The organism is Hymenobacter properus (assembly GCF_015694735.1).
Taxonomy (GTDB): domain Bacteria; phylum Bacteroidota; class Bacteroidia; order Cytophagales; family Hymenobacteraceae; genus Hymenobacter; species Hymenobacter properus.
In genome coordinates, this window is record NZ_JADQDP010000002.1 from 751,595 (window position 1) to 778,267 (window position 26,673).

The following is a 26,673-nucleotide window of genomic DNA, read 5'->3' on the forward strand; positions in this document are numbered from 1 at the left end:
TTAAAAACAATGAATGGATTGCTAGGGAAAACGGACGCCCGCGGCCAGGGTTGCCACCAGGCGCTTGGCTGCGCACAAAAAAAGAGGCCCGAAGGCCTCTTTTCTGAACCATAACAGTAAGCGTTGCTTATTGGGTGAAGCCGAAGCCTACATATACCTGCAGCAGGTTGTTGTAGATGTTAGAGTTTTTGTATTGGCTGGCAACGTATGCGCCTGCTGCATTGGGGTTGTCGGGGCTTTTGAACAGCTTGCCAAGGCTCAGGTTGTAGCGGGCGCCCAAGCGGGCGGGGCCAAAACGTGCTTCCAGGCCACCTACTCCACCGTAGTCGAACGAGTGGATGCCGTTAGCCGCAAAATCGAGCGAAGAGCCGTTGTTGGCATTCACCAGCAAGGAAACCTGCGGGCCTACGTGGAAGCTGAAGTTGTCGGTAAAATTGCCGACATACATAATGGGCAGCGAAACGTAGTCGAGGTGGAAGGTTTGCGTGGTTTTGGTCGAGGAGCCGGTCGGCGTAAAATCGGCGGAGAAGCCCTGCCGCGAATACAGCAGTTCAGCCTGGATGGAGGAAAAGTCGTTGAAGCCGAACTGGCCATACACCCCGGCGTGGAAGCTGCTGAGCGAATTGCGATTAAGGCCCACTACGTCATCGCCGCGTATGCCGCTGAGGTTGTAGCCGCCTTTTACACCGAAGCCGGTGTTGCCCGACTCGGTCACGGCGCCGCCGGTGTAGTCCTTAGAAGATTGAGCGCCGCCCGGGGCAGCTTGTGCAAAAGCAGCCGGCCCGGAAGCCACAGCGAGCAGCAGAAACAGAAAAATCTTTTTCATGGTGAAAGAAGGTAAGGAAATGAGGCCACAGGCCCGGGAAGATTACTATTCCCGTTTGCCCCTATACTTTCCCGGGCTCAGAAAGTTGCCCCCGCGGCCAGCGCACGGGAAAAAAAGCCGAGTCGCCTGGTGTTCCAAAAGCGCACAAGTACTACCTTTGGGGTTGCTCAGCAGCCCTGGCAGGGCCGATTCCGGAGTGTTAGCTCAGTTGGTTCAGAGCGCCACCCTGACACGGTGGAGGTCGTTGGTTCGAGCCCAATACACTTCACGAAAACCGTCTTTGCGAAGCGCAGAGGCGGTTTTTACATATACGGTTCCTGGCTTTACTAAAAATGGGGTACTTAGGAGGTGGCAAATAATGCGCTTAGTACCATCACCTCATCGTTATTATTGACACGACAAAATAGCGGCCAGCACGAGCATGGCTTCGGGCTTTTACCACCTTTTTCCTCTTGTTTTTGAAGGCACTTCATTCTACCTCGACTTTCTTCTTGCTCCTTTCCGTCGCTGGTTTCGTCAGTTGCAATTCAGAACGCGTCACCAGCAGCCCCTCTTCGTTGCGGGGGCAGGAAGAGGTGCGATTCCGCGCGGCCCCCGGCAGTGCCCCGGTATTGGTGGGCCGGGTGCAAGTGGTAGATGAGGCCGGAAGATTCCCCGTAGCCAAAGCATTGGTTTCAATCGATGGCCAAGCACACTACACCGATGCGTTCGGGGCGTACCGTGTACCCGTCGCGCCCGGCAAGCACCAGGTGGTCGTGGAGCATACGGGCATGCGCCCTGCCCGCACCACGGTCAAGGTGGAGCCCGGCGATTCCGTGCAGGTCACCTTTTACCTGCGCCACAACGACTGAACACGCAGTGGCAGTCGAGGTATGACAGCCGACGGAATGAGCGTCGCCTTGATTTAAGCCTTGGCTCCGTTGTTCACCTGAGCACTGGCTACCTGCTGTGCAGGCCCTCAAGCCGCACCACGTCAACCAGCACGAGTGGCCAGGCAACGGTCCAACGTGCTGCATCGGCCTCTGGCAAGAAAAGACCGACGAGTCTGTGCGCATTCCATTGCCGCCCGCCGTTGCTATCTGGTAACGCTGGGGCGGGCACCTGCCCATTGGCGTGCACGGAACAGATGGCATCGCCATTTTAAGAGAAAATAAAAAGCCCCGGCCAACTGGCCAGGGCTTTTGTGTAGCGGGGCGCCAAAGGCTAATTGAGCCATACCCGCTCGATGATTTCAAATCGGTGCTGGCTGAAGGCATTAAAATAGGGCGCTTCGCCCTGAAAGCCCAGCACGTGCACTAGTTCCGTTCCTTCGGCCTTGCCCTCCGTCACGCGCACGGGGTAAATCTGGCCCTCAACTGGCCAATCGCCTACGTGCTTGGCCGGACGGTTGCTGTCGTCTACGCACACGGCGTAGTCGATGAAGGGCGCGGTGGTGGTGGCTTCGGCGAGGGTGTGGTTAGTTACTTCCATAATTTAAAATTACAAACGGCCAGCGGATGAGACTGGCCGTTTGGTATGGCTCTGGTGTTTCCTCAGCTTGGCCAGCAGCTGGTGTCCACTAATGCAATAGTAGCCGCTCTGCCAGTATAACGCAAGTATTGTAGGTTATGATTCCAAGAACAAGTCAAGCGTCGTACGCCACGGCTGCCACGCGGCGGGATGGAATCCCGTGCGCCGGGCATTGAAACCGTCGAGCAAGCACTCATATTGAGAGTTATAAGCCAGCACCTACCAGCCCTGCCAGAAATAACCAGAGCCCAGTACGTCTGAATAAAAACCCTCACCGCCTTGCGGTGAGGGTTTTTATTCAGACGTACTGGGCTCGAATCAGCCACTACACCAGCTTGTCCGGCGTGATGGGCAGCTCGCGCACGCGCTTGCCGGTGGCGTTGAACACGGCGTTGGCAATGGCCGGGGCCACGCCGATGGTGGCAATCTCGCCGATGCCTTTGGTGCCCAGCGCGTTCACGTGCGGGTCGGGCTGGTTCACGAAGTACACCTCTACGGCCGGCGCGTCGGCGTGCACGGGCACGTGGTAGTCGGCCAGGTCCTTGGTCACGTAGCGGCCGAAACGGTCGTCGATGATGGCGTGCTCCATCAGGGCCATGCCGATGCCGCCCACGGCGCCGCCTTTCATCTGGTTGCCGGCGGTTTTTTCGTTCACAATGGTGCCGGCATCGGCGCAGCTCACCAGCTTGCTCACGCGCACCTCGCCGGTCAGCTCGTGCACGCGCACCTCGGCAAAATGCACCGAAAACGAGTACATAGAATACTTCTGCCCCTCGCCGCTGGGCTTCGATTCCACGGTCACGGCCGTGCCGCCGGCCTGCTTCACCAAGTCGGCGTAGGCGGCGCGGGCAGCGGGGTTGCCGGCCAAGGTGAGGTGGTTGTCGGTAAAAGTTATGTCTTCTTTTTTGGCGGTGGCAAAAGCGCCGTTGCTAGCCGCGGCCAGCTCGCGCAACTTGTCTTTCAAGGCCAGGCAGGCTTCCTGCACGGCCGGGCCCACGGTGTTCACAATGGCCGAGCCGCCTTGGGTGGGGGCCTGGGCAAAGTCGGAATTGCCCCACTCGAAGCGGATTTTCTCTGGGGCCAGGCCCAGGGTATCGGCCGCAATCTGCGTCATGGCCGTGCCGGTGCCAGGACCAATGTCCGTCACGGCGCTTTGCAGCAGCACGGTGCCGTTGGGCAGCAGCTGGGCGCTGGCCTTGGAGGAGCCCCGGTGCGCCCCAAAGGTGCCCACGCCCATGCCGTAGCCCACCAGCCATTCGCCGTCGCGCAGGGCGCCGGGCTTAAGCTGGCGCTTGTTCCAGCCGATGCGCTGGGCGCCGGCCTGGTAGCATTCCTTCAGAAACTTGCTGCTCCAGGGACGGTCCTTTTCGGGGTCCTGCTCGGTGTAGTTGCGCATGCGGAATTCCAGCGGGTCGAGGTTCAGCAGGTGAGCCATTTCGTCCATGGCCGATTCCAGGGCGAAGGCGCCGGTGGCCTCACCCGGGCCGCGCATCCAGATGGGCGAGCCTATATCGAGCGCCGCCAGCCGGTAGCGGGTGGTCAGGTTCGGCGACTGATACATCATCTTGGTCTGCCCCAGGGTCGATTCGGTAAACTCCTCATAAGTAGAAGTCTGACCGATGCTCTCGTGGGTGATGGCCGTGATTTTGCCGTCGGCCGTGGCACTCATGCCGATTTTCTGCCAGGTGTGGGGCCGGTAGCCCACCATCGTGAACATCTGCTCGCGCGTGAGCATCAGCTTCACGGGCCGGTTCACCACTTTAGCCGCAATAATGGCCGCCGACTCGTGGGGCCAGCTGTGCAGGGCGTTGCCGAAGGCCCCGCCCACGAAGGTGGCAATGACTTTCACGTTGGCCTCGGGCAGGCCCCACTGCCGCGCAAAGTCGCGGCGGGTGGCCATGGTGCCCTGGGTTTTGTCGTAGAGCGTGAGCCGGTCGGGCGCCTCCCAGTGCGCCGTGATGGACTGCAGCTCCATGGGGTGGTGCACCTCGGTCGGTATCACGTATTCGGCTTCCAGCTTGAGGGCGCCGGTTTTGTAGGCGTCCACCTGCCCGCGCTGGTAGTCGGCCGTGGGCGACTTCGGGTTCTTCTTGGCCTGGGTGGGCAGGAAGGCGTTGGGCTTGGCGGCTTCCAGGTTGGTGAGGTGCTTTTCGGCAGCGTACCGGGCCTGCACCAGCCGCGCCGCGAAGCGGGCCCGCTCCAGCGTGTCGGCCACCACCACGGCAATGGGCTGGTCGTTGAAGCGAATGTTGTCGTCTACGAGCACCTGCAGAGCGCTGCCCACCGTTTGCGGCTGCGAGGGGTCTTTGCCGGCGGGCTTGATGCCGGGCGCCTTGGGCGCGTTGAGGTGGGTGATGACGGCCAGCACGCCCGGAGCCCGCTCGGCAGCTTTGGTGTCGAGGCCCGTGAGGCGGCCCTTGGCGATGGTGCTGCCCACCAGCACGGCGTAGGCCATATTGGGCAGCTCGTACTCGGCCGAATACTTGGCCGCGCCGGTCACTTTCTGGCGGCCGTCCACCCGGTTCATGGGCTTGCCAATTTTCTTTTCTGGGGCGTTCATAAGGAGAAAGTGCTTATGCTATAGCACGTCATGCCGAGCGCAGTCGAGGCATCTCGCATGCCGAAGTAAACCAATCGATTGAGTTGCGTTGCGCACGCGAGATGCCTCGGCTGCGCTCGGCATGACGCTATACCGCAGCGGCCGTTTTCAGGGCTTGCACAATTGCGTTGGGGCCCAGACGCAGCTTGTATTCATTGTATTTGAAGGCCTTGGCGCCCTGCATGGCCACGGCGGCAGCTTGCTGGAACGTGGCTTCCGTGGCCGGTTTGCCCACCAGCGCCTGCTCAGCGGCGGTGAGGCGCCAGGGCTTGTGCGCCACACCACCCATCGCGAGCCGCGCCGCCCTAATGGTGCCATTGTCGATATCCAGCGCCGCGGCCACCGAGAGCAGGGCGAAGGCGTAGCTGGCCCGCTCGCGCACTTTCTGGTAGTGCACGTGCTTGGTGAAGGGGCTGTCGGGCAGGTCCACGGCCGTAATTAGTTCGCCGGGCTCCAGGTTGGTGTCCTTTTCGGGCGTGTCGCCGGGCAGGCGGTGGAAGTCGGCAAAGGGGATGCTGCGGTTGCCCTTGGGGCCGCTCACCTGCACGGTGGCATCGAGGGCCACGAGGGCCACGCTCATGTCGGAGGGGTGCACGGCAATGCACTTGTCGCTGAATCCGAAAATGGCGTGCATGCGGTTGATGCCTTCCAGCGCGCCGCAGCCGGAGCCGGGCTGGCGCTTGTTGCAGGGCATGGTGATGTCGTAGAAGTAGGCGCAGCGAGTGCGCTGCAGCATGTTGCCGCCCACGGTAGCCATGTTGCGCAACTGCGGGCTGGCCCCGGCATTCAGTGCCAGAGCCAGCAGTGGGTGCCGCTCGCGCACCTGCCGGTCGTTGGCTACGGTGGAGTTCAGGGCCAGGGCACCGATGCGCAGGGTATTGCCCTCCCGCTCGATTTTGCGGAAGTCTAGGCGGTTGATGTCGACCAACTTTTGCGGGGTCATCACGCCGCGCTTCATCAAATCCACGAGGTTAGTGCCGCCGGCAATGAAGCGGGCGTTGGCGTCTTTGGCCACTGCGTCGATGGCGGCCTGCGGCTTGGTGGGCCGCACGTACTGAAACTGGTTCATACCTTTTGCCCTCCCGATTTCACGTCCTGAATGGCGGCCACAATGTTGGTGTAAGCCCCGCAGCGGCAGATGTTGCCACTCATGTACTCCCGGATTTCGGCCTCCGAGCCGGCGTGGCCCTCGCGCACGCAGGCCACGGCGCTCATAATCTGGCCCGGGGTGCAGTAGCCGCACTGGAAGCCGTCGTGCTTCACGAACGCCTCCTGCATGGGGTGCAGCTTGTCGCCGTCGGCCAGGCCCTCAATGGTGGTGATTTCCTGGCCGTCGTGCATCACCGCGAAGCTCAGGCAGCTGTTCACGCGCTGACCATCCACGTGCACGGTGCAGGCGCCGCACTGCCCGTAGTCGCAGCCTTTTTTGGTGCCGGTCAGGTTTAGGTTTTCGCGCAGCAAGTCGAGCAGCGTGGTGCGCGGCTCCACCGAGAGCTTGTATTTCTTGCCGTTTACTTTCAGGCTCAGCGGCACTTTCTCGATGGATTCAGCCACCCGCTCGTCCAGCTTAGCCTCGGCAGCCGACACCACCGGGGCCGGCACCAGGGCCAGGGCCGTGAGTAGCGATGACTGCTTGAGGAAATTGCGGCGGTTTTCGTCGTGGGGCGCCGGCACGTCCGGCTCGGGGTTCATCGCCATAGAAGGAAAGGAATGGAAGTGAGAGCAAAAGATAAGCAATGTGCCAGCCCTAAGCCAGGCTGATGCCAGCGGGCCCAAGAACAGCCGTCGCTGGGATTAACCAACCACAAGCGGCCCCAGAGGTTACCGGTCGCGCTTTCTTTTAAGAGGATTAGTTGTGCGGTAAAGATGCTTCGCTGCGCTCTGCATGATGGGCTGTACCCGATTCAGCCCCGCTACTCCGTGCCCAGCAGCTGCGGCTGTTTCTCACGCAGCTTGTACTCCTCCAAATCCAGGATGGTGAGGTACTTGCGGATGATTTCCTCGTCGAACTCCATGCGGTGGTTCATCTCGTGCAGCAGGGTGCGCTGCTGGTCGAGCAGCTGCAGGTAGCTTTGGTGGAAGCGGTGCAGGCGGTCGTCGGGCGGGCCGGCGGGGGCTTCGAGTTGGTGGGTGAAAAAGGCCGCGTCGAGCTGCAGGCGGGCGCGCAGGTTTTGCATGTAGTCGCTGGGCGGGCCGTCGGCGGCTTCCACGGAGCGAAGGGCTTGCAGGGCCAGCTTTTTCTGCAAAATCAATTCCTGCTGCTCGGGCGCAATGGGCTGGTGACTGGCCACCGGCTTCACCATACGAATGAGCCAGGGCAGCGTGAGCCCCTGAAAAACCAGCGTGACGAGGATGACCACGAAGGTGATGAACAAAATCAGGTTGCGGTAGGGGAAGGGCTGGCCCTGCGGCGTAAGCAGCGGAATGGACAGCGCCGCCGCCAACGACACCACCCCGCGCATGCCCGCCCAGCCCAGCACCACCGGCCCGCGCCAGCCCGGGTTGGCATCGGCCACGGTGATGAAGTGGCTGGCAAACCTGGTAAAGAGCACCGCCCCAAAGGAGCACAGCAGCCGAGCCAGCACCAGCGTGAGCGAAATCAGCAGCCCGTAGCCAATGGCCGGGCCCAGGCCGCCGTCGAGCTGCTGGGTGATGGCGGGCAGCTCCAGCCCGATGAGCAGAAACACCAGCCCGTTCAGCACGAAGCTCAGCACGCTCCATACGTCGATGCTCTCGATGCGGCTGCGGTAGGTGAGCATGGCGTGGCGCTGGCTGGAGAGTAGCAGGCCGCCGCTCACCACGGCCAGCACACCGGAATAGTGGAAATGCTCGGCCGCGTAGTAAAGGCAGTAGGGTGTGAGCAGGGTAAGCACCGTGTCGATGCTGGGCGTGGTGGGCAGCCAGCGGTGAATGGCGTAGAACACCAGCCCGATGCCCATGCCAATGGCCGTGCCCATCACAATGACTAGAAAAAAGCTGCCCGCCGCCGCGCTAAACGCAAACTGCCCCGTGAGCACGGCCGCCAGCGCAAACCGAAACACTATCAGCGAAGAAGCGTCATTCAGCAGGCTTTCGCCCTCGATGATGCTCACCATCTGGCGCGGCACCTGCACGTTGCGCATGATGGTGGTAGCCGAAATGGCATCGGGCGGCGACACGATGCCGCCCAGCAGAAACCCCAGCGCCAGTGTGAACCCCGGAATGAGCGAGTGCGCCACCACCGCCACGATGCATGAGGTGATAATAACCACCGGAAACGCGAAGCTGGCAATCACCCGCCGCCACTTCCAGAATTCCTTCCACGACACCTGCCAGGCCGCCTCATACAGCAGCGGCGGCAGAAACACCAGAAACACAATTTCCGGGTCGATGGTGATGTTGGCAAACCAGCCCGTGACGCTCAGGGCCAGCCCGCCCAGCACCAGCACAATGGGGTAGGCCAGCCGCAGCTTCTGGGCCAGCATCACCAGCGCCAGAATGATGAGCACCAGAAAAACGAACTCGAAGAACAGGTTTTGCATGGGGGAGAGCCGGGCGTAAAACAGCGAAAGCCCAATGCTGGGCTTTCGCAAGGTAATTCGTCACCTGCTCGTTCGGCTGTTCGGCAGCTGCTGAGCCACTGGCAAAACGGTCATGCCGAGCGCAGCCGAGGCATATCAACTGCGCCGCCTGTCATCCTAAGCGCAGCGAAGGACCTTCTCACGGCTGAACAACTAATGTTTAAACGTGATAAGGTCCTTCGCTGCGCTCAGGATGACAGAGGATTGAGTTATTGCGGCACCACACTGATAGCATAGCCGCCGCCCGGTGCGCAGTACTGCGCCAGCTTGCTCTTGCGCGTCACCGTCATTTTGCGGATGGCGTAGGCCTGCGGGTTCTTCTCGTAATGCGCGTCCTTGGCGTCGGCGTAAATGGTGGCCGTGTACTTCTTGCCGGGGTCGAGGAAACTAAAATTCACGTTCGAGGTGCGGCCGTTTTCGTCGCAGGTGCTGCCCACGAACCAGCTGTTTTTGCCCTTGGCTTTGCGGGCGATGGTGATATAGTCGCCGGGCTCGGCCTCGAGCACTTTGCTGTCGTCCCAGTCCACGGCCACGTCCTTGATGAACTGGAAGGCGTCGAGGTGCTCGTTGTAGTGCTCAATCATGTCGGCCGCCATCTGCAGGGGCGAGTACATCGTTACGTACAAGGCCAGTTGACGGGCCAGGGTGCTGTGCACGAAGGACTTGTTGGCGGGGTTGAAGGTGCTGATGCGCGTCTGGAAAATGCCGGGCGTGTAGTCCATCGGCCCACCGATGAGGCGGGTGAAGGGCAGAATGGTGGTGTGGTCGGCGTTGTTGCCGCCGAACGACTCGTACTCGGTGCCGCGGGCCGCCTCGTTGCCAATCAGGTTGGGATAGGTGCGGGCCAGGCCGGTGGGGCGCACGGCCTCGTGCCCGTTCACCATGATTTTATGCGCGGCCGCTTTTTCCAGCACGAATTGGTAGTGGTTGTTCACCCACTGGTCGTAGTGGTGGTGGCCCAGGGGCACGATGTCGCCCACGTAGCCGGTTTTCACGGCGTTGTAGCCGTGCTGGTTCATGAAATCAAAGGCCGCGTCGAGGTGCCGCTCGTAGTTGCGCACCGAGCCCGAGGTTTCGTGGTGCATGATGATTTTGACGTTTTTGCTGGCGGCGTAGCGCTGCAGCTCGTTCACGTCGAAATCGGGGTAGGGCGTCACGAAATCGAACACGTAGTCCTTGTGCTTGCCGAACCAGTCTTCCCAGCCGGTGTTCCAGCCCTCCACCAGCACCGCGTCGAAGCCGTGCTTGGCGGCGAAGTCGATGTATTCCTTCACGTGGGCCGTGTTGGCGCCGTGCGTGCCGTTGGGCTTCACCTTGTTGTAGTCGACGGAATCGAGCTTGATGTTATCCATGTTGGTGTACGACCACGTGCTCTTGCCCGTAATCATCTCCCACCATACGCCCACGTACTTCACCGGCTTAATCCAGCTCACGTCCTTGAACTTGGTCGGCTCGTTCAGGTTCAGCACCAGCTTCGACTCCAGAATGTCGCCTGCTTTGTCGCTCACAATCACCGTGCGCCAGGGCGAGTTGGCCGGCGTCTGAATCAGGCCCTTGTCGCCCACGGCATCGGGCGTGAGGTGCGACTCCAGCACGAAATTCTTGTCGTCAAGGTCGAGACTCATGCACGAGTAGTCAATCAGCGCCGCCTCGTGAATATTGATGTAGAGCCCGTCCTGGCTTTTGAGCATGAGCGGCGTCTGCACGCCGGTGGGGGAGAAGGTGGTTTGCGAGGCGTTGGGTGTCACGGCTGCCTTCATGCGCCCGCGCACCTCCGAGAGCTTCGACGTCACGGTGCTGTACTCCTGCGTGTCGTAGTCGCCGGGCAGCCAGAAGGCTTTGTGGTCGCAGGCCAGGGCAAACTGGGTGCGCTCCTCCTTGATGGTGAAGTAATCGAGCTTGGGCTGGCGCGGAAACTCGTAGCGGAAGCCCAGCCCGTCGTCAAACACCCGAAACCGCACCCGGATGCTGCGGTCGGTGCTGGCCTGCTTGAGCGTCACGGCCAGCTCGTTGTAGTGGTTGCGAATGGTTTTCACCTCGCCCCACACCGGCGTCCAGGTTTCGTCGAAGCTGCGCTGCTTGCTCTCGGCCACGGCAAACCCGCTGGTGAGGGCGGTGGCGTTTTTCAAATCCAGGCCCAGTTTGCTGGTTTTGATGACGTCGCGACCCTTGTAGGTGAGGCGGTATGTGGGCACGCCGTCGCCCTGCAGGTTGAAGCTGAGCGTGAGCTGGCCGTTGGGCGACTTGATATCCTCGGCTGCGGCCGCCTGCCCGAGCAGGCACAGACTTAAAAGCAAGAGGGACCAAACCGATTTCGGTAAGGAGCAACCGGTGGGGAAGAAGCGGTGGGAATACATAGGCTAGAGCGGGTGTGAAAACGTTTGCACAAATGTCATGATTCTTTCGGAATGCGCAAGTGCACCCAGTTGGTAGCCGCCTGCCGGTCATGCTGAGCAGAGTCGAAGCATCTCTACCGCAATAATATGTGATTACGTTGCGCGGGAGAGATGCTTCGACTCCGCTCAGCATGACCGACAACAAATTTTCACCGGTTGCTTTGTGCCTTGGCATCAGTTGCTCCAAACCGGCCACTACGGTGCTTATTTCGTTACCTACCCGATGCTGTCCATTGCCCTCGCCCCCAACTACGACCACCCGCTACCTGTCGGCCACCGCTTCCCCATGCTGAAATACGAGCTGCTGCCCGAGCAGCTTCTCCATGAAGGCACTGCCACCGCGGCCGACTTCTTCGTGGCCCAGCCCCCACCCGACGAGGACATTCTGCGGGTGCACGACGCCGACTACTACCAGCGCCTCCGCCTCGGCCAGCTCACCCGGCAGGAGGAGAGGGCCACCGGCTTCCCGTGGTCGGCGCAGCTGTTCGAGCGCGAAATCACCATCCTGGGCGGCACCATTGAGTGCGCGCGCCGGGCCCTCGCGCACGGCGTAGCTTTCAATATCGCCGGCGGTACCCACCACGCCTTCTGCGACCGGGGCGAGGGCTTCTGCCTGCTCAACGACCAGGCTGCCGCGGCTGCCTGGCTGCTGGCCCACGGCCACGCCCGCCAGGTCCTCATCGTCGACCTCGACGTGCACCAAGGCAACGGCACGGCCACCATTTTTCGCGATGAGCCGCGGGTATTCACCTTCTCCATGCACGGTGCCCGCAACTACCCCGCCCGCAAAGAGCATTCCGACCTCGACCTGCCCCTGCCCGACGGCACCGACGACGCCTCGTACCTCAAGCTGCTGGCCGACACGCTTCCGCGCCTGCTAACCGACGTGCGGCCCGATTTTGTGTTCTACCTCGCTGGCGTCGACGTGCTGGCCACCGACAAGCTGGGCCACCTCGCCCTCACCCGCGAAGGCTGCCGCCAGCGCGACGAACTCGTGTTGCGCCTCTGTCAGCAGCACCGGCTGCCCGTGGTGGTGTGCATGGGCGGCGGCTACTCCGAGCGCATCGCCGATATCGTGGAGGCGCACGCCAATACGTTTCGGGTGGCGGCGGGCATCTATTAGCGGTGAATGGTTAACGATTAATGAATAGTAGCCCGTATGCATGTGGTCACTACCCACTAACCGTTCATCGCTAACCGCTGATAATTACTTGCCACCGAAACGCCCAGCGCCAGCGCAGCTCATACCGCTCAATACCGGCCCGCGCCAGCAGCGCCACCCAATCTTCGCGCCGGAAGGCCCGGGCCACCGACAGCGGCGCATCGTGCCGCACCAGGTAGGAGCCGCCCAGCAGCCGCGTCAGCCACTTAATGCTGTGGTAGGCCAGCCAGTGCCGGTGCAGGTCATTGATGACGACAGCCACCTGCGCCTGCTGCTGCCACTGTCGCAACAGCGTCACCAGCTCTGCATCGGTGAAGTGGTGGCAGAACAGGCTGCACGTGAGCACGTCGTAGGGCTGCGCCTGAAATTCGGGCGCGAAAATGTCGAACTGCCGGTAGCTGATTTCGGCGTAATCCGCGCTTTTGCCAGCCGCGTACTCCAGCATGAATTCGTTGGCGTCGATGCCGGTCAGCTCCACGGCAACGCCCCGGCGGCGGGCCCAGCGGGCTATCTGCCGCAGGGTGTCGCCGCCGCCGCTGCCTAAGTCAGCTATACGCAGGGGTCGGCCGGCCGGGAACCGGGGGCGCAGGCGGTCCAACGCATCCAGCACCGGCGCGTAGCCGCCCAGCCAGGTATTGATGGTTTCGAGCTCGTCGAGGTTCTGGCGCAGGGCGTCGGAGGCCAACGTCAGGTCGTCCATCAGCTCGGGACCGGCAGCGCGCTCTGCAAACATTGTCAGTGAACAGTTATCAGTGAACAGTGAGCAGTTTTGCTTCACGCACGGTTTCTTCCTGCTGCTGATGAGCCGCAACTGCTAACTGTTCACTGCCAACTGTTAACTGTAAAAGCATGGCTTCCATCGTCAGGCCCGGGCCAAAGGCGAAGCTGAGCACTGGCGCGCCATCGTCGGCCGGCGTGGCAGCGGCCAGTACCTCGCGCAGCACATACAGCACCGTGGCCGACGACATGTTGCCATAGTCGCGAAGCACGCGGTAGGCGTGGCGGTTGTCGTCGCGCGTCAGCCCCAGCGCCGCCTCGATGGCTTCCAGAATCTTGCGGCCGCCGGGATGAATGGCGAAGTGCCGCACGTCGCCCAGCTGCACCGGCAAGCGGTCCAGCAGCCCATCGGTCAGGGTGCGGATGCCGCGCTGAATGAGCTTGGGCACGTAGCTGCTCAGCGTCATCTCAAACCCGAAGTCGTTGATGTGCCAGGCCATGTCGTCGTGCCCATCAGGCTCCAGGCCGCAGTGAAAGGCTTGCAGGGCCAAGCTAGGCACCTCATTGGGCAGCGGAGCAGCCTGCACCAGGCAGGCGACCGCGCCGTCGCCAAACAGCGCATTGCTCACCAGGTGGTCTTCCTCGGGGCTTTTCTGAAAATGCAGGGTGCACAGCTCCACGCTCACGATGAGCACACGGGCCCCGGCATCGGCCAGGCAGAAGGCGTCGGCCAGCTTCAGGGCGTTCACGGCAGCGTAGCAGCCCATGAAGTTGACGCAGGTCCGGCGCACGTCGGGCGGCAGGCCTAGGGCCCGCACCAGCTCAATGTCGAGCCCCGGCGCGTACATGCCCGTGCAGCTCACCGTCACGAGGTGCGTGATGCTGCCCGCAGCCACATCCGGTACCTGACGCAGGCTATTGCGCACGGCCTCCACGGCCAGGGGCAGGGCCTCGCGGCGGTAGGCGGCCATGCGCTGGCCCACGCTGGGAAATGGCTCCAAGTCGGGTGTGTTGGGGAAGAAGGTATACTCGCCGTTGGCCCGGCCGTAGTCGAGCAGCACCGAGTAGCGGTGCTCAATGCCCGACACGCGGTACAGCGCCCGCAGCTTGCGCGTATCGGCCTCGCCAAAGCCCAACGCACTGGCCATGAACTCGGCTATCTGCGGCTGGGCAATGCGGTGGACAGGATTGGCTGTGCCGATGGCACCTAAATAACTCGGCATGCCGGAAGGAAAATGACGGGCGGAAGGAGAGCGTAGCCGCTGCCCGGAACAACATCCGCGCCTCGGCACACCCTATTTACGGGATTACAAACAGTTTTGCGCGCTGCTCGGCTAAAATCCCGTCAATAACTTTTTGGCGTCAGGCGGGAAGCGCTTTGGAAAATTGGTTTGAGCAAGGAAACGGGCGGGCTGCCGGCTTGTCGCCGGCTGTCCGCTCTATGGGCAACGGATTGTCTGGCGAAGAGCAAGCCGCCGACGCCAGCCATGCTGCTGTCCGCTCAGCAAGCGGCAAATTTGCCTGGCGAAGAGCGGACAGCCGGCGAAAAGCCGGCAGCCCGCCCCGGCGCTAGAATTCCCGGCCGTGGGTGCGCCGCATCAGGGCCTGCACCGCGCCCGGCCAGTGGCGCAGGCCGCCTATCACCAGCTCGCTCAGCACCGGCCCGCCAAACAGCTGCTGCACCGCCCGCCCCACCCGCAGCCGCGCGCCAAACTGCGCCTGCCAGGCCCGCGCATAAGCGGTTTCCATGCCCGCCCGCGTGGTTTTGTGGCTGAGAAAGTCATCGGCCGCCACTGCGGCCAGTGCCGCGCCGTGCAGGGCCATGGCCATGCCGTTGCCGCACAGCGGGGTGATGAGCCCGGCCGCGTCGCCCACCATCAGAATGTGCTGCTCCACCGGCTGCTTGGGCGCGAAGGAAATTTCATTAATCACCTCCGGCTGCGGATACAGCACCTCGGCCGCGCCCAGAATCTCGCGCAGCCGTGGATTTTGGGCCAGTACTGCGGCCTCCATTGCCGGAATGTTGCCGTGGCGGCGCAGGTTTTCGCGGGTGGTGAGGTAGCAGAAGCACAGCTTGTCCTCTTCAATAGCCGAAATGCCCGCGTAGCCATCGGCGAAATTGTGCAGCGCAATCACGTCGCGCCGAAAGCCGGGCAGACGCAAGTGGTACTTCACGCCGAGGTAGGGCGAGCGTTGCCCAAAGAAGCCGCGCCCGAGCTGCCGGTCCAGGTTGGCGCGCTTGCCGTAGGTGCCCAGCACCATGCGGGCCGTCAGCTGGCGGCCATCGGCCAGCGCCACCACGTGCTGGTCGGCGGTGGCATCAAAGGCCACGTCCGTCACCGTGCTTTTCAGGTAGAACGTGACGCCCCGCGCCGCGGCCTGTTGGTACAGAAAGTCGTCGAGCGCGTAGCGGCTCACGCCGAAGCCGCCCAGGTCGAGCGGGGCCGTGAGGGTGCGCCCGCCCGGCGACGACAGTAGGAACTGCGTGATGGCTGCCGGCCCCAGCCCCACCGGGTCGGCCCCGAGGCGGCGCAGGTAGGGCAGCACTTCGTTGCTCACGTACTCGCCGCACACCTTATGGAAGGGGTACTGCTTGCGCTCCACCACCGCCACGCGGTGGCCGCGCCCGGCCAGGTCGAGGGCCGCCGCCAAGCCGGCCAGCCCGCCGCCAATCAGGAGAATATCCACTTAATTGGTCGGCAAAATGAGAACGGCGGAAGCGAAAACAACGTAATTCATCGAGGTTTCTGTATATTGAGAGTGGCTCGGCAAATTAACTGCCGTACCTTTGTCAACTAAAATCACCATTTTTCGTTATCTCCTCTACGCCTCGCGCGCCTTTCCACCCGCTAACTATACTATGATGCAACGCTACTTTCTATCTTTCTTGCTATGTATGGGCCTGAGCTTTGGCTTTGCCCCCATGCTGCGCACGCTGCCCGCTGCCGCCGCTACCACCCTGCACCGCCCCGGCCAGCAAGGCAGCAAACCCGGCAACGATGAAAAAACGCTGGTGGTATACCCCAACCCCAGCACCGGCATCGTGCACCTGACCATCAACAACCAGCAAGGTAAAAAAGTGGAGCTGAGCGTGCTCAACGTCATCGGTTCGGTGATGTACCGCGAAACGCTCACCGAACTCAACGACCGTTACACCAAAATGCTCGACCTGAGCAAATTTGCCAACGGCCTCTATTACGTGCGTCTCGAGTCGGACAACAACAGCCAGATGTGCAAGCTGGTCATCCGCTAAGCGCTTCATTGGCTAAGCCAGAACAACAAAAAAAGCAGCTCTTGGGCTGCTTTTTTTCATTTAACCAAACGGCTGAGAACTACTTCGCGCGCACCGGAGCGGGCGTCAGCATTTCCTTAATGTCGTTAACGGTGCTGTAGGCGAGGATGGCCGTGACAACGAGCAGGCCGAGCATGAACAGAAACATGATAGTGAACGAAAAAGCGGGTGGATGAAAACGGCTCCGGTCGGGGAGTCGCTGTTGGGTATTCAACCCCAAACAGGGAACGCGGGTTTCAACAAGATTTAGGCATTTGAGGCGTGGCGCCCGTCCAGGCGGGCGCCTGGTTCGCTAGCCTTGCTCCGGAAATTCGGCGCGGAGGGCGGCCATTACTTCCTCGGTCACGGCGCGCACCTGGGCAATTTGTCGGGCGGCGTGAGCAGGGTTGGGGGCGGCATCGCCATAGGCCTCAATCTCGCGGATGACGTGGCGCAGGCTTTCCACGCCCAGGCCGTCGAGCGAGCTTTTCAGGTGGTGGGCAGCGTCGCCCACGGCCTCCCAGTCGGGCTTCACCAGGGCTTCGTCGAGGGCGGTGAGGATGGCGGGCGTGGTTTCGATGAAGGCCCAGGCCAGGCGGCGCACAATGGTTTCGTCCTGGCGCACCAACTGGCGCACGTTGCTCAGGTCGTAGAGGGGTTTTGCAGAAGACATGGTGTCGGCGGTATGGTAAGGGTGAGTTGGTTCGGCGGCGTGGCGGGCCAATACGGCGCGCATGGTTTCGAGGAGTTGTTCTTCGCGGTAGGGCTTGGAGAGGTAGCCGTCGAAGCCGGCGGCCTGCAGGCGCTCGGCTTCGCCGGCCTGGGCGCGGGCCGTGAGGGCAATGATGGGTGTGGCGGCGCGGGCGGCATCGGGGTGCAGACGCAGGGCGCGGGCGGCGGTTTCGCCGTCCATGCCGGGCATCTGAATGTCCATCAGCACCAGGTCGAAGGGCCGGTGCTCGAAGAGCTGAATGGCCGCCGGGCCGCTGGCGGCGGTGGTCACCTGGAAGCCCCAGTTGCGGAGCACGGTTTCGGCCAGCAGGCTGTTCACCAGGTTGTCTTCCACCAGCAGGATGCGGCCGGCTTCGGCCTCCGTGGGCGGCGCAATGGGCGGCGCGGGCGCGGGTGCCTCCAGCGGCACCGGCCGCAGCGGCAGCGTGAAGGCAAACGTGCTGCCCTGGTGCAGCTCGCTGCTCACGCGCAGCGTGCCGCCCATCAGCCGCACCAGGCCTTCGGAAATGCTCAGCCCCAGGCCCGAGCCGCCGTACTCGCGGTCGGTGCTGGCGGCGGCCTGGGCGAAGGGTTCGAACACCTTGTCCAGCGTTTCGGGGGCAATGCCCAGCCCGGTGTCGCTCACCACAAACTGCAGCCACACCGTGTCGGCGGGCTCGGCGTGGTGCAGGGGGGCAGGCACCCGCCGGCAGCGCAGCCGCACCTGCCCGGCTTCGGTAAACTTGATGGCGTTGCTGACCAGGTTGAGCAGCACCTGGCGCAGCCGGTGGGCGTCGCCCAGCACCTCGGGCAGGGCAGCGGGCCGGTCGATGCGCAGGCGCAGGCCCTTTTCGCGGGCCCGGGGCCGCAGCAGGGCTGCGCAGCCAACCAGCAGCTCGGTGGGGTCGAAGGGCGTCGATTCGGGCTGCAGCTTGCCCGCGCCGAGGCGGGCGGTGGTCAGCACGTCGTTCAGCACCGTGAGCAGGTGCTCGGCCGACTCGCCCAGCAGCCGCAGGTAGTCGTGCTGGCTGCGGCTGAGGTTGGTTTTGGCCAGCACCCCGGTCAGGCCCAGAATGCCGTGCAGCGGGGTGCGAATCTCGTGGCTCATGTTGGCCAAAAAATCCTGCTTGGCCTGCGCGTCCACTTCGGCTTCGCCAATGGCTTGTTCCAGGGCCCGCTGGGTGCGCTTCAGCTCGGTGATGTTACTGTCGAGGCCCAGCACCTGGGCCGTGCCGTCGGCGCGCACAAACAGGCGCTTCACGCTGCTGAACCACGACACCGTGCCGTCCAGGGCCGTGTACGATTCCTCCACGGTGAGGTCTTCGCCGGTGGCCAGCACCTGCCGGTCCTGCTCGATGTAGCGGGCCAGGTCGCCGTGGTCCTGCATGGGCAGGCTGGCCGCGTCGAGACGCACCAGTTCTTCGGGCGTGAGGCCATAGAGCGCGCCCATGGCGCGGTTCGCCAGCTGGTAGTTGCCGTGGCCATCTTTGAGGTAGATGGGGTGCGGCAGCGCATCGATGACCTGTCGGAACAGGCGGTGCTGCTCGGCCAGGCGGTCGGTGGCGGCGCGGCGGTGGGCGTCGGTGGCGCGGCGGTCGGTCACGTCTTCGGCCACGCCGATGATGCTGGTGACTTCCCCATTGGCGGCCCGCGCAAACGGCGTGTGGGTGCTGCGCAGCCAGCGCACCGTGCCGTTGCGGTGCTGCACGGCAAATTCCAGGGTAAGCACCTCGCCGTCGGGCAGGCGGGCCACCTCCCGCCAGTGGGCCAGCAGCCGTTCCCGCTCCTCGGGGCTGAGCAGCTGGGGTAGCAAGGCGCCTTGCGGCAAGGCCAGCAATTCCTCGCTGGCATAGCCCAGCATCAGCTCCAGGCGCCGGTTGGAATACACGTTGCGCTCCTGCCGCAGGTCGTAGATGTAAATCAGGTTGGGCACCAAGTCCACCACCTGGCGCAGCAGGTGCCGGTTGTGGCGCAACTCGTCCACGGCGGCGCGGTGGCGGGTCACGTCTTCGGCGCTGCCCATCAGCTCCCGCACGTTGCCGTGGGGGCCCAGCACGCTGGCCCGTAGGCGCAGGCGCAGCCAGCGCCAGCTGCCGTCGCGGTGCCGGGCGCGGCAGTCCCAGCTAATGGGCCGCTCGGAGTGCAGCAGCGTGTGCAGGTTGCCCAGCTGGGCCTGCTGCATCGATTCCGGGTGCAACAAGGCACTCACCATGCCGGTGCCCAAGGAGAGGAGCTCCTGCGGCGAATAGCCCAGCACGGTTTGGCAGTGCTGGTTGCAGTGCCGCAGCCGGCGGTGCTGCACGTCGTAATAAAACAGAATGAGCGGCACCTTATCGGCCAGTCCGTCGCCGAAGATGAGCGGCTCGGTATCGGGCCGGGCGCCCGCCCAACGAGCCGGCCGTTCGGCCGCCCGCCGGGTGCTGGGCGCGGCCGGCCGGCGGGCCACACGAGGAGAGCGGGAGCGACGCATCATCGGGAAAAAGCGAGGCAGAAACGGAATGCAGCGGCAAGGTAGTGAAGCGGCGTCGGCTTAGCTGACGTGCAGTTCCCGCTGCTGTATCATCCGGTAAATGGTCGATTTGCCGATGCGCAGGCGGGCGGCCACGGCCAGCACGTCGCCCTCCATCTCGTCGAGGCAATGCTGCACTATAGCTGTGGTTTGCTCGCGGAGCGACAGCTGGCTGCCCGGGCCCACGGTGGTGCGGCCGGCGCGCAGGGGCAGGTCGTCGCCGTTGATGGCTTCGCCATCGGCCAGCACCGCGGCCAGCTCCACCACAGCCTTCAACTCGCGCACATTGCCGGGGAAGGGGTGCCCCTTGAGGCGCTCGCGGGCGTCGTCGGTGAGCAGGCGGGGCGGCAGGTTGTTTTGGGTGCAGAAGTCGCGCACAAATTCCTCGGCCAACAGCAGCACGTCGTTGCCGCGCTGGCGCAGGGGCGGCAGGGCAATGGGCAGGCCCAGCAGGCGGTAGTACAGGTCTTCGCGGAAGCGGCCGGCCTGCACCTCAGCCAGCAGGTCGCGGTGGGTGGCCACTATCAGGCGCACGTCGAAGGCCACGGCTTGGCTGCCGCCCACGCGCGTCACCTCGCGCTCCTGTAGCACGCGCAGCAGCTTGGCCTGCAAGCTCAGGTCGAGGTCGGCAATTTCGTCGAGGAAAAGGGTGCCGCCGTTGGCTTCTTCGAGCCGGCCCACCCGCCGGGCCACTGCCCCCGTGAAAGCGCCCTTTTCGTGGCCAAACAGCTCGCTCTCCACCAGCTCGCGCGGAATGGCCGCCATGTTCACGGCTACAAACGGCTGGCCGGCGCGGCTCGACTGGAAATGGATGGCTTTGGCCACCAGCTCTTTGCCGGTGCCGGTTTCGCCGCTCACGCTCACCGTGATGGTGGTGCGGGCGGCTTTGGCAATGAGCGTGTGCACTTGCTGAATGGACGCGTGCTCGCCCAGAATGGCCTGTCCGGCCCCGTAGCGCGCCCCAATCTGCTGGCGCAGCTGGTTGTTTTCGCGGCGCAGGCGGGCCTGCTGCTCCACCTTGCCCACAATGTTCCAGAGGCGGTCCAGGGTGTTTTCGTCCTTCACCAGGTAGTCGTAGGCACCCTGGCGCAGCATGCTCACGGCGGTGCCCACGTCTTCCTGCCCGCTCACCACCAGCACCTCGGTGCCGGGCAGGCGCTCCCGAATCTGGCGCAGCAACTGCTCGCCCTTGGCGTCGGGCAGCGAATAGTCGAGCGTGATGAAGTCGGGTTTTTCGTCCAGGTGGTCGAGGCAGGCCCGGGCCGTGGCGAAGCGCTGCACGCTGTGGTTGGGGTTCTGGCTCAGCCGGTACACCAGCAGCTCGCCATACCACTCGTTGTCTTCGATGACAAAAATCTTGAAGGGTAAGGTAGATGTCATGGGACAAAGGAATGAAGATGTGTATGCAAGATGGCCCAGCGAATAGCGGTTGATGCCTGGGTGTGCTTAATACATTGGAAAAATTATAATTACGAAATTACATCATAAACGACTTTGACGGCAAAAAAGCTCGTCAAAATGGGTGATGTACGAAGTAGAATTGCGTTCGGATTGCATCAACATATTAGCTGATTTCTCAATTTAGGAATATATTCCACGTTTGGGAACAATGATTATTGCTGCTCAAATCATATCTAATTGAAAATAAGCCATACAGCCGGATTGGCACACGGTGGCCGCGGAATTGCAAGAGGAGAGCAGGCACAGTGCCAATTAGTTAAAATATTTCTCTTCAACGTCATGCACGCTTTTACTCACATGCTCTATTCCACCGGCCGGCTTCGGGCTTTGCTGGTGATGGCTCTTGCGATGGTTCTGCATACTGGGGTTTCACTCGCAGCGGGCCTCCCGGTTTATTCAAACAATAACCAGTATTCAGACTACGACCCTTACGTCTCCACAACTGTTCCCTTCACTTCCGTCACTTTAGAATCGGGGGTGCAGAATCCGGAGCGGACAGCCGATGCGTCGCTTACCAACTATGCCACCCTGAACACCACCATTGGGGTGCTTTCTTCTTCGGGCATTCGCCTGGGATTGAATGGCACGGGGGCGGTGGGCGACCGCGCCGGCATTGTGGTGGCCAACGTGAGCACCAACCGAAATCTGGTTAACCTCAATGCCTTGGGTACCATCACGCTGCGTACTTATGGCAACGGCAACAACGTGCTGGAAACGCGCGTGGTATCGGCCGCTGTGGTGCGCGACCTTCTGGCGGGCGACGAGCGTCCCACGCAGCTGGAATTTGTAGCCAACCGGGCTTTTTCCAAAATCAGCATCACCGTGGGCGGAGTGGCCTCGGTTTCTTTTAAGCTGCGGATTTATTATGCCTACGCCGTGCCGTCGCTGCAGCAGCAGCAGGCCCGAGGCATCCTGTCACAGTTCAACCTGCCGGCCGGTTCGCTCACGCCGTACTACGGCGCCAGCACCTCCAACGTGGGCGTGGTGAGCGTGTGCGCCGGGGCAGGGGTGCTCAACCCCGAACAGGCCGTGAACAACAGCCTCACCGACTACGCGCAGTTTGTGACGCCGGTGGGCGTGTCGTGCGCGCAGTCGCTGTCGGTGAAGCTGGCCGATACCCGGCCCGCCCCGGCCGGCTACTACGCCGGCTTTGTGATTGGCAACGGCGGCCTGCTCGATTTGGACGTGCTGGCGGGCCTGCGCATCAGCACCTACCGCAACGGCGTGGCCACCGGCGAGTCGGCCACCGACGTAGGCCTGCTGGAGCTGCGGGCCTTGCCCGACGGCAAATACCAGGTTAGCTTCCCCACCACGCTGCCCTTTGATGAAGTGAAGATTGAGCGCGTGGGCACGGTGTCGGCCCTCGACAACCTGCGGCTGTACTACGGGTTTGGCGTGGAGCCGCGCGCGTTCGATGGCACCACGGACGTGCTGTCGGACAACGACCCCACGCAGCCCGGCTTCTCGAATACTTATGAAGTGCGGCAGAACGCTGTGGTGTGCGTAGCCCTCAACGGCTCTTGCGGCGTGACCAACCCGGCCGGTGCCGCCGACAACGACCCTAACACCTTTGCCACCATCACCATGCCCACAGCCGCTCTCTCTACCGTCGACCTGAAGCTGGCCCTGAACGGCACGGGCGCCGCGGGCAACCGGGCCGGTATGGTGGTAGGCGCGGGGGCAGGCCTGCTCGACGCGGCGGCCCTCGACCAGCTCACCCTCACTACTTACGATGCTAATGGCAACGTGCTGGAAAGCGCCTCGGGCAGCTCGTTGCTGTCGGTAAACCTGCTGCCCAACGGCCGCCAGGAAATCTCCTTCCTCACCACGCAGGCCTTCAAGTCGGTGCAGATTACCGCCGCGTCCGGCGTGTCGCTGCTGACGAGCCTGCCCGTGTACACGGCCTTTGCCGACGACCGCAGCGGGGGCCTGCCCTCGGTCATCATTCCGCTGCCCGTAGAGCTGACGGCCTTTGCTGCTAAATGGAGTAACGGCGGCGCCGACCTGACCTGGGCCACGGCATTGGAGAAAAACAGCAATTATTTCATCGTAGAGCGCGCCAAGGGCCCCGAGGCTGCCTTCGAGGCCGTGGGCCAGGTGGCCGCTGCCGGCAACAGCAGCCAGGCTCATACTTATAAGCTGCGCGATGCGGAGGCCGGGGCGCAGGGCGCCGACATCCTGTACTACCGCCTGCGCCAGGTCGACTTGGACGGCAGCACCACCCTGTCGCCCCTAGTGGCGCTGCGCGTGGGCAAGCTCGGCGCTGCCCCGCAGCTGCAGGTGTATCCCAACCCCGCCTCAGGCGCCGAAACTGTGCTGGTGCGCTGCCCCAACCTGCCGGCCATGGGTGGCGTGGTGCAGGCCTACTCGCAGCTGGGCCAGCTGGTGGGACAAATGTCCGTGTCGCCCGCGGCCGAGGCCCCGCAGCTGCCCGCGCTGAAGCCCGGCCTCTATCATGTGGTGCTGCGCGATGCCGAAGGCCGCCTGCTGGACACGCAGCGCCTGGTAATCGGGAACCGCTAATTCAACCTTCCTTTCTGCAAACAAAAAGCCCTGCTGACGCCGTCAGCAGGGCTTTTTGTTTGCCGCAGTACCAGGCGCCAGGCTTAGTTGGCGGCGTTGCGCAGCAAGCGCACGCTTTGGCTGCCGTCGATGGTGCGGGCCAGGTAAAGCCCGGCCGGCAGGGTAGCGGCCGGCTGCCAGCGAACCGAACCGTCGGGCTGGCTGCGCACGGTGGCCACGGCGCGGCCCAGGTTGTCGCTGATGGTCAGCACCTGCACGCCCGGCGTGCTCAGCTGGAACTGCACCGCCTCGGTGAAGGGGTTGGGGTAGGCGTCGATAACAAGGGCAGTTTTGGCGCGGGCGGCCAGGGGCCCGCTCGCCACCACATTGAAGGTAACCAGCTTGGTGTCCATGCCTTTGATGGGGCAGGAGTTGTCTTCGGCCGTCACGGCCACGCGGTAGCTGCCGGGCACCGTGCCCAGGGCGGGCGTGAAGGTGAGGCGGGCCTGGCCGTTGCCGAGGTTTTGCAGAGTGGTGCCGGGCACGGCGTTGTAGGCGAGGGTGAGGGCGAGGGCTTGGCCGGCGTTGCGGTCGGAGGCGTTGATGAGCACCGATACCGACTCGCCTGCCACCACCGGGATGGCCTGGCCCAAGGCTTGCACCGTGCTGCGCGTGCCCGTTTGCACGGTCACCTGCGGGCTCACCACCGGCATAAGGTTGTTGCCGCAGTCGTACACCATAAAGTACAGCTCGCGCCGCATGGTGCCCACAAGCACATAGCGCCCGTTGATGCGCCGGTATTCGCTGATTTTGATGGAAGCCGCGTATTTATTGTCTCCGTTGGCGCTGGGGGTGTTCAGGTAGCGGCCCGGCTGCAGGGTGACGTTGCCCGTACGGGCATCGAAGAAGAAGCGCGGGTTAATGCCCGTCTTCACCGGGCAGGTGCCCACGGTGTCGGTATCAACAAAAATGGGCAAGGCGGCGCTGTACGCCGAGATGGGCAACGGCTGGAAGGTGCAGGCCGGATTAGTGCTGATAACGCCGGTAGCGGAGGGATAAGAGGCAAAGCTCACCGGCATGCCACAACCTTGCAGCGGCGTTTCGAGCGAATACACCAGCGAGTCGCCGTCCACATCGAATGCGTTATTGCTCAGGGAAGTAAGCTGGTGCACCGGCACAAAAAAAGCGGGCTGCACGCTGGCTGTTGGCGAGTTGTTGACAATGGAAGTGGTGGTGCCCGCTATCAAATTGTTCAGCGTAGCTTCAAAATAAAGGTCGCCGGGATTGGTAATGTTGGTGGTGCTGGGCCGAGCGTTCTGAGCGGTGCTCAGCACCCATTGCGCGGCCGGGGGCAAGGTCACAGTGGCTGTGTAAGTATATGCTTCGGTGTTGGTGACGGTGGCATTGCACAGGCCCGTGAGGGTGGCGCAGTACTGGGTCGACACCACGGGGGCTCCCACCTGCACGAACGGCGTGGTGACGGTAGCCGGGGTGCCGCAGCCACCCGAGCGGCACACCAAATCGAATGAAGAGGGAAGGATGCCGGAGCAGTCGCGGTAGATGTGCAGCGTGACGAGGTAGCGGTTGTTGCCCAGCGAGGCGTAGGTCAGGTCGCCGCCCTGCATGTGGGAAGCCGCCGCGGGTTTGGCGAAGAACAGGCCGAGCAGGACCAGTAGCCAGGAAAACTGTAAGCGTTTGCGCATGTGAGAGAAGGGAAAAGGTGAAAAAAAGAATTGTGATGAGCAGTTAAATCGTCAGACCAAGCAATGCAAGAAAAGGCTGCCGACCCAGGAAAAATTAGAGTATACAAGTATCAAATATCATTCCATAAAGCTGATTGTCAATGCCAAAATCTTGTGCTTTCCTCATGTAGGATAATGATAAAGCAACCGTAACATTGCGATGGTGCCGCCGCAGTACCGTCGCCGGAATTTTGCGGCCACCATTCACTCTTTTACCCTTTCTCTTTTTTTTATGAAGCTTACTTTTACCCGAATCAGCAGCCTAGCGCTGCTGGCGGCCCTGGCCGTATCGTGCTCGCGCGACGAGCAACTGGCTCCCAGCCAGGGCCCCACCGCCGCCACCGTGAACCAGGACGCCACGCGCGACAACAACCTGGCCATGGGCAACCCCAGCGGCGCTGTGACCGACGCCACCAACTCCCCCAACAACTACCTGATGACCAAAACCCAGTACAGCCTGTCGTATAGCCGCGACCGGGGCAAGCCAAACTGGGTGAGCTGGCACCTGAGCAGCGCCTGGCTCGGCAGCACCCCCCGCCAAGACAATTTTGCGTCTGACGGCACGCTGCCCAGCACATGGTTCCACGCCACGAGCAGCAGCTACACCGGCTCGGGCTTCGACCGCGGCCACAACTGCCCCTCGGCCGACCGCACCGGCTCCGTGGCCGACAACTCGGCCACCTTCCTCATGACCAACATGATGCCCCAGGCCGCCAACAACAACCAGCAAACCTGGGCCAACCTCGAAAACTACGAGCGCACCCTCGTGAGCCAGGGCTACGAGCTGTACGTCATCTGCGGCAGCTACGGCAGCGGCGGCACCGGCGTGAACGGCTACGCCACCACCATTGCCAGCGGCAAAATCACGGTGCCCGCCCGCTGCTGGAAGGTAGTAGTGGTGCTGCCCGAAGGCAGCTCCGACGCCAGCCGCGTGACCACCAGCACGCGCATCATCGCCATCGACACCCCCAACACCACCAGCATCAGCTCCAGCTGGGGCTCCTACCGCACCACCGTGGACGCCATCGAGCAGGCCACCGGCTACGACATCCTCTCGGCCGTGAACAGCACCGTGCAAGCCACCATCGAATCGAAGGTGGACACCGGCCCTACCAGCTGATTTGCGGTATTGTGCAGGCTGGTGGCTGATTTAACACGCTTGTGCTAAATGCGCTGCCCACCAAGCAAAAAGGCCATGAAATACCGCGTATTTCATGGCCTTTTTGCTGCCTGCTGCATACGGCCGACGGCTGCATTTCGGGGGCAAAGCTGTCAAAGTTACGGCGGCTTGTGGTTGCAGCGCAATGCGTTACAGCTGGGCGAAATTTTTTATTCGCTGGCAGATATAGTGAAAAGGGCTCTGATTAAGGAGTTAGGGCGGAAACAAAACGTTGAAAAAACATCGCAGTAAAAATTTAATATTACCAAAGCCTGTAGGGGCGTAACGACTCCTTAATTTTGCACCGTGCTTCACCTCAAAAACCAAACGATGAAGTGCGAAACGTCCGGTTACGACGCTTCGCAACGAGACCAGAAGGTCTTGTCGCCCGTCGGTTTTGCCGATATTTTGGCTGCTTTTCCCGGTTTTTGTTCCGTTGCCGTTCCGGTGTTCCGAAACGGTTTTTTTGTGCCCACGCCGGCCGCCGTGCCGCCGCTTCCTGTGTAGCCGTTTCGTTGTCGAAGCGGCTTTTTTTCTGCCTGATTGTTT

General features: G+C 62.6%; 20 protein-coding genes and 1 tRNA gene. 8 read left to right on the plus strand and 13 right to left on the minus strand.

Annotated elements, in window-relative coordinates:
• Positions 1-127 precede the first annotated feature (127 nt).
• Positions 128-826, minus strand: coding sequence for a porin family protein (locus I2I01_RS09355; RefSeq protein WP_196286180.1), 699 nt, complete (start codon positions 824-826; stop codon positions 128-130).
• Positions 827-1,019: 193 nt separating this feature from the next.
• Here I2I01_RS09355 and I2I01_RS09360 point away from each other — a divergent pair.
• Positions 1,020-1,094, plus strand: a tRNA-Val gene (locus tag I2I01_RS09360).
• Positions 1,095-1,317: 223 nt separating this feature from the next.
• The gene (locus I2I01_RS09365) at positions 1,318-1,677 is read left to right on the plus strand and encodes a carboxypeptidase regulatory-like domain-containing protein (protein WP_196286181.1); all 360 of its coding nucleotides are present in this window, start codon (positions 1,318-1,320) and stop codon (positions 1,675-1,677) included.
• A gap of 352 nt (positions 1,678-2,029) precedes the next feature.
• Here I2I01_RS09365 and I2I01_RS09370 read toward each other — a convergent pair whose 3' ends face one another.
• The 6 genes from I2I01_RS09370 to I2I01_RS09395 all read right to left on the minus strand — a co-directional run bounded on the left by I2I01_RS09370 (position 2,030) and on the right by I2I01_RS09395 (position 10,851).
• Entirely contained in the window at positions 2,030-2,296 is a 267-nt protein-coding gene (locus I2I01_RS09370) for a hypothetical protein (protein ID WP_196286182.1), read from the minus strand.
• Between the two features lie 364 nt (positions 2,297-2,660).
• Positions 2,661-4,895, minus strand: coding sequence for a xanthine dehydrogenase family protein molybdopterin-binding subunit (locus tag I2I01_RS09375; RefSeq protein WP_196286183.1), 2,235 nt, complete (start codon positions 4,893-4,895; stop codon positions 2,661-2,663).
• Positions 4,896-5,022: 127 nt separating this feature from the next.
• Positions 5,023-6,003: an FAD binding domain-containing protein gene (locus I2I01_RS09380; RefSeq protein WP_196286184.1), complete on the minus strand. Its 981-nt coding sequence runs from the start codon at positions 6,001-6,003 to the stop codon at positions 5,023-5,025.
• Positions 6,000-6,632 carry a (2Fe-2S)-binding protein gene (locus I2I01_RS09385; protein WP_230678935.1) on the minus strand — a complete coding sequence of 211 codons (633 nt, stop codon included), beginning with the start codon at positions 6,630-6,632 and terminating at the stop codon, positions 6,000-6,002. Before I2I01_RS09385 ends, I2I01_RS09380 begins: the two co-directional genes overlap by 4 nt.
• Positions 6,633-6,847: 215 nt before the next feature.
• Positions 6,848-8,455 (minus strand): Na+/H+ antiporter, encoded by a 1,608-nt coding sequence (locus I2I01_RS09390; RefSeq protein WP_196286185.1) that lies wholly within the window; start codon positions 8,453-8,455, stop codon positions 6,848-6,850.
• 248 nt (positions 8,456-8,703) lie between these two features.
• Positions 8,704-10,851, minus strand: coding sequence for a glycoside hydrolase family 97 protein (locus I2I01_RS09395; protein ID WP_196286186.1), 2,148 nt, complete (start codon positions 10,849-10,851; stop codon positions 8,704-8,706).
• Between the two features lie 262 nt (positions 10,852-11,113).
• Between I2I01_RS09395 and I2I01_RS09400 the strand changes: the two genes are divergently transcribed.
• Positions 11,114-12,013: a histone deacetylase family protein gene (locus tag I2I01_RS09400; protein WP_196286708.1), complete on the plus strand. Its 900-nt coding sequence runs from the start codon at positions 11,114-11,116 to the stop codon at positions 12,011-12,013.
• A gap of 70 nt (positions 12,014-12,083) precedes the next feature.
• Here I2I01_RS09400 and I2I01_RS09405 read toward each other — a convergent pair whose 3' ends face one another.
• From I2I01_RS09405 to I2I01_RS09415, 3 genes are all read right to left on the minus strand, one after another.
• Complete coding sequence (locus I2I01_RS09405; protein ID WP_196286187.1) at positions 12,084-12,785, minus strand: methyltransferase domain-containing protein; 702 nt, start codon at positions 12,783-12,785, stop codon at positions 12,084-12,086.
• A 16-nt stretch (positions 12,786-12,801) separates the two neighbouring features.
• On the minus strand, positions 12,802-13,992 hold the full coding sequence (locus I2I01_RS09410) for a type III polyketide synthase (protein ID WP_196286188.1): 1,191 nt from the start codon (positions 13,990-13,992) through the stop codon (positions 12,802-12,804).
• Positions 13,993-14,338: 346 nt separating this feature from the next.
• Positions 14,339-15,457 (minus strand): NAD(P)/FAD-dependent oxidoreductase, encoded by a 1,119-nt coding sequence (locus I2I01_RS09415; protein WP_196286189.1) that lies wholly within the window; start codon positions 15,455-15,457, stop codon positions 14,339-14,341.
• Between the two features lie 172 nt (positions 15,458-15,629).
• Between I2I01_RS09415 and I2I01_RS09420 the strand changes: the two genes are divergently transcribed.
• Positions 15,630-16,022, plus strand: coding sequence for a T9SS type A sorting domain-containing protein (locus I2I01_RS09420; RefSeq protein ID WP_196286190.1), 393 nt, complete (start codon positions 15,630-15,632; stop codon positions 16,020-16,022).
• 331 nt (positions 16,023-16,353) lie between these two features.
• On the opposite strand, the gene I2I01_RS09425 is transcribed toward I2I01_RS09420, so the two are convergent.
• Positions 16,354-19,224, minus strand: a complete 2,871-nt coding sequence (locus tag I2I01_RS09425) for a PAS domain S-box protein (RefSeq protein WP_196286191.1) — start codon at positions 19,222-19,224, stop codon at positions 16,354-16,356.
• Between the two features lie 57 nt (positions 19,225-19,281).
• Complete coding sequence (locus I2I01_RS09430; protein WP_196286192.1) at positions 19,282-20,640, minus strand: sigma-54-dependent transcriptional regulator; 1,359 nt, start codon at positions 20,638-20,640, stop codon at positions 19,282-19,284.
• Between the two features lie 558 nt (positions 20,641-21,198).
• Between I2I01_RS09430 and I2I01_RS09435 the strand changes: the two genes are divergently transcribed.
• A complete protein-coding gene (locus I2I01_RS09435; RefSeq protein WP_196286193.1) occupies positions 21,199-23,244 on the plus strand; it encodes a T9SS type A sorting domain-containing protein in 2,046 nt (681 codons plus the stop codon).
• 83 nt (positions 23,245-23,327) lie between these two features.
• Here the strand turns inward: I2I01_RS09435 and I2I01_RS09440 are convergent, their stop codons facing one another.
• Complete coding sequence (locus I2I01_RS09440; RefSeq protein WP_196286194.1) at positions 23,328-24,926, minus strand: T9SS type A sorting domain-containing protein; 1,599 nt, start codon at positions 24,924-24,926, stop codon at positions 23,328-23,330.
• Between the two features lie 271 nt (positions 24,927-25,197).
• On the opposite strand from I2I01_RS09440, the gene I2I01_RS09445 reads away from it, so the two are divergent.
• The 3 genes from I2I01_RS09445 (at position 25,198) to I2I01_RS09455 (ending at position 26,631) form a co-directional block, all read left to right on the plus strand.
• On the plus strand, positions 25,198-26,085 hold the full coding sequence (locus tag I2I01_RS09445; RefSeq protein WP_196286195.1) for a DNA/RNA non-specific endonuclease: 888 nt from the start codon (positions 25,198-25,200) through the stop codon (positions 26,083-26,085).
• Between the two features lie 75 nt (positions 26,086-26,160).
• Complete coding sequence (locus I2I01_RS09450; RefSeq protein WP_196286196.1) at positions 26,161-26,376, plus strand: hypothetical protein; 216 nt, start codon at positions 26,161-26,163, stop codon at positions 26,374-26,376.
• Positions 26,377-26,430: 54 nt separating this feature from the next.
• Positions 26,431-26,631, plus strand: a complete 201-nt coding sequence (locus I2I01_RS09455; protein WP_196286197.1) for a hypothetical protein — start codon at positions 26,431-26,433, stop codon at positions 26,629-26,631.
• The last annotated feature ends 42 nt before the right edge of the window (positions 26,632-26,673 follow it).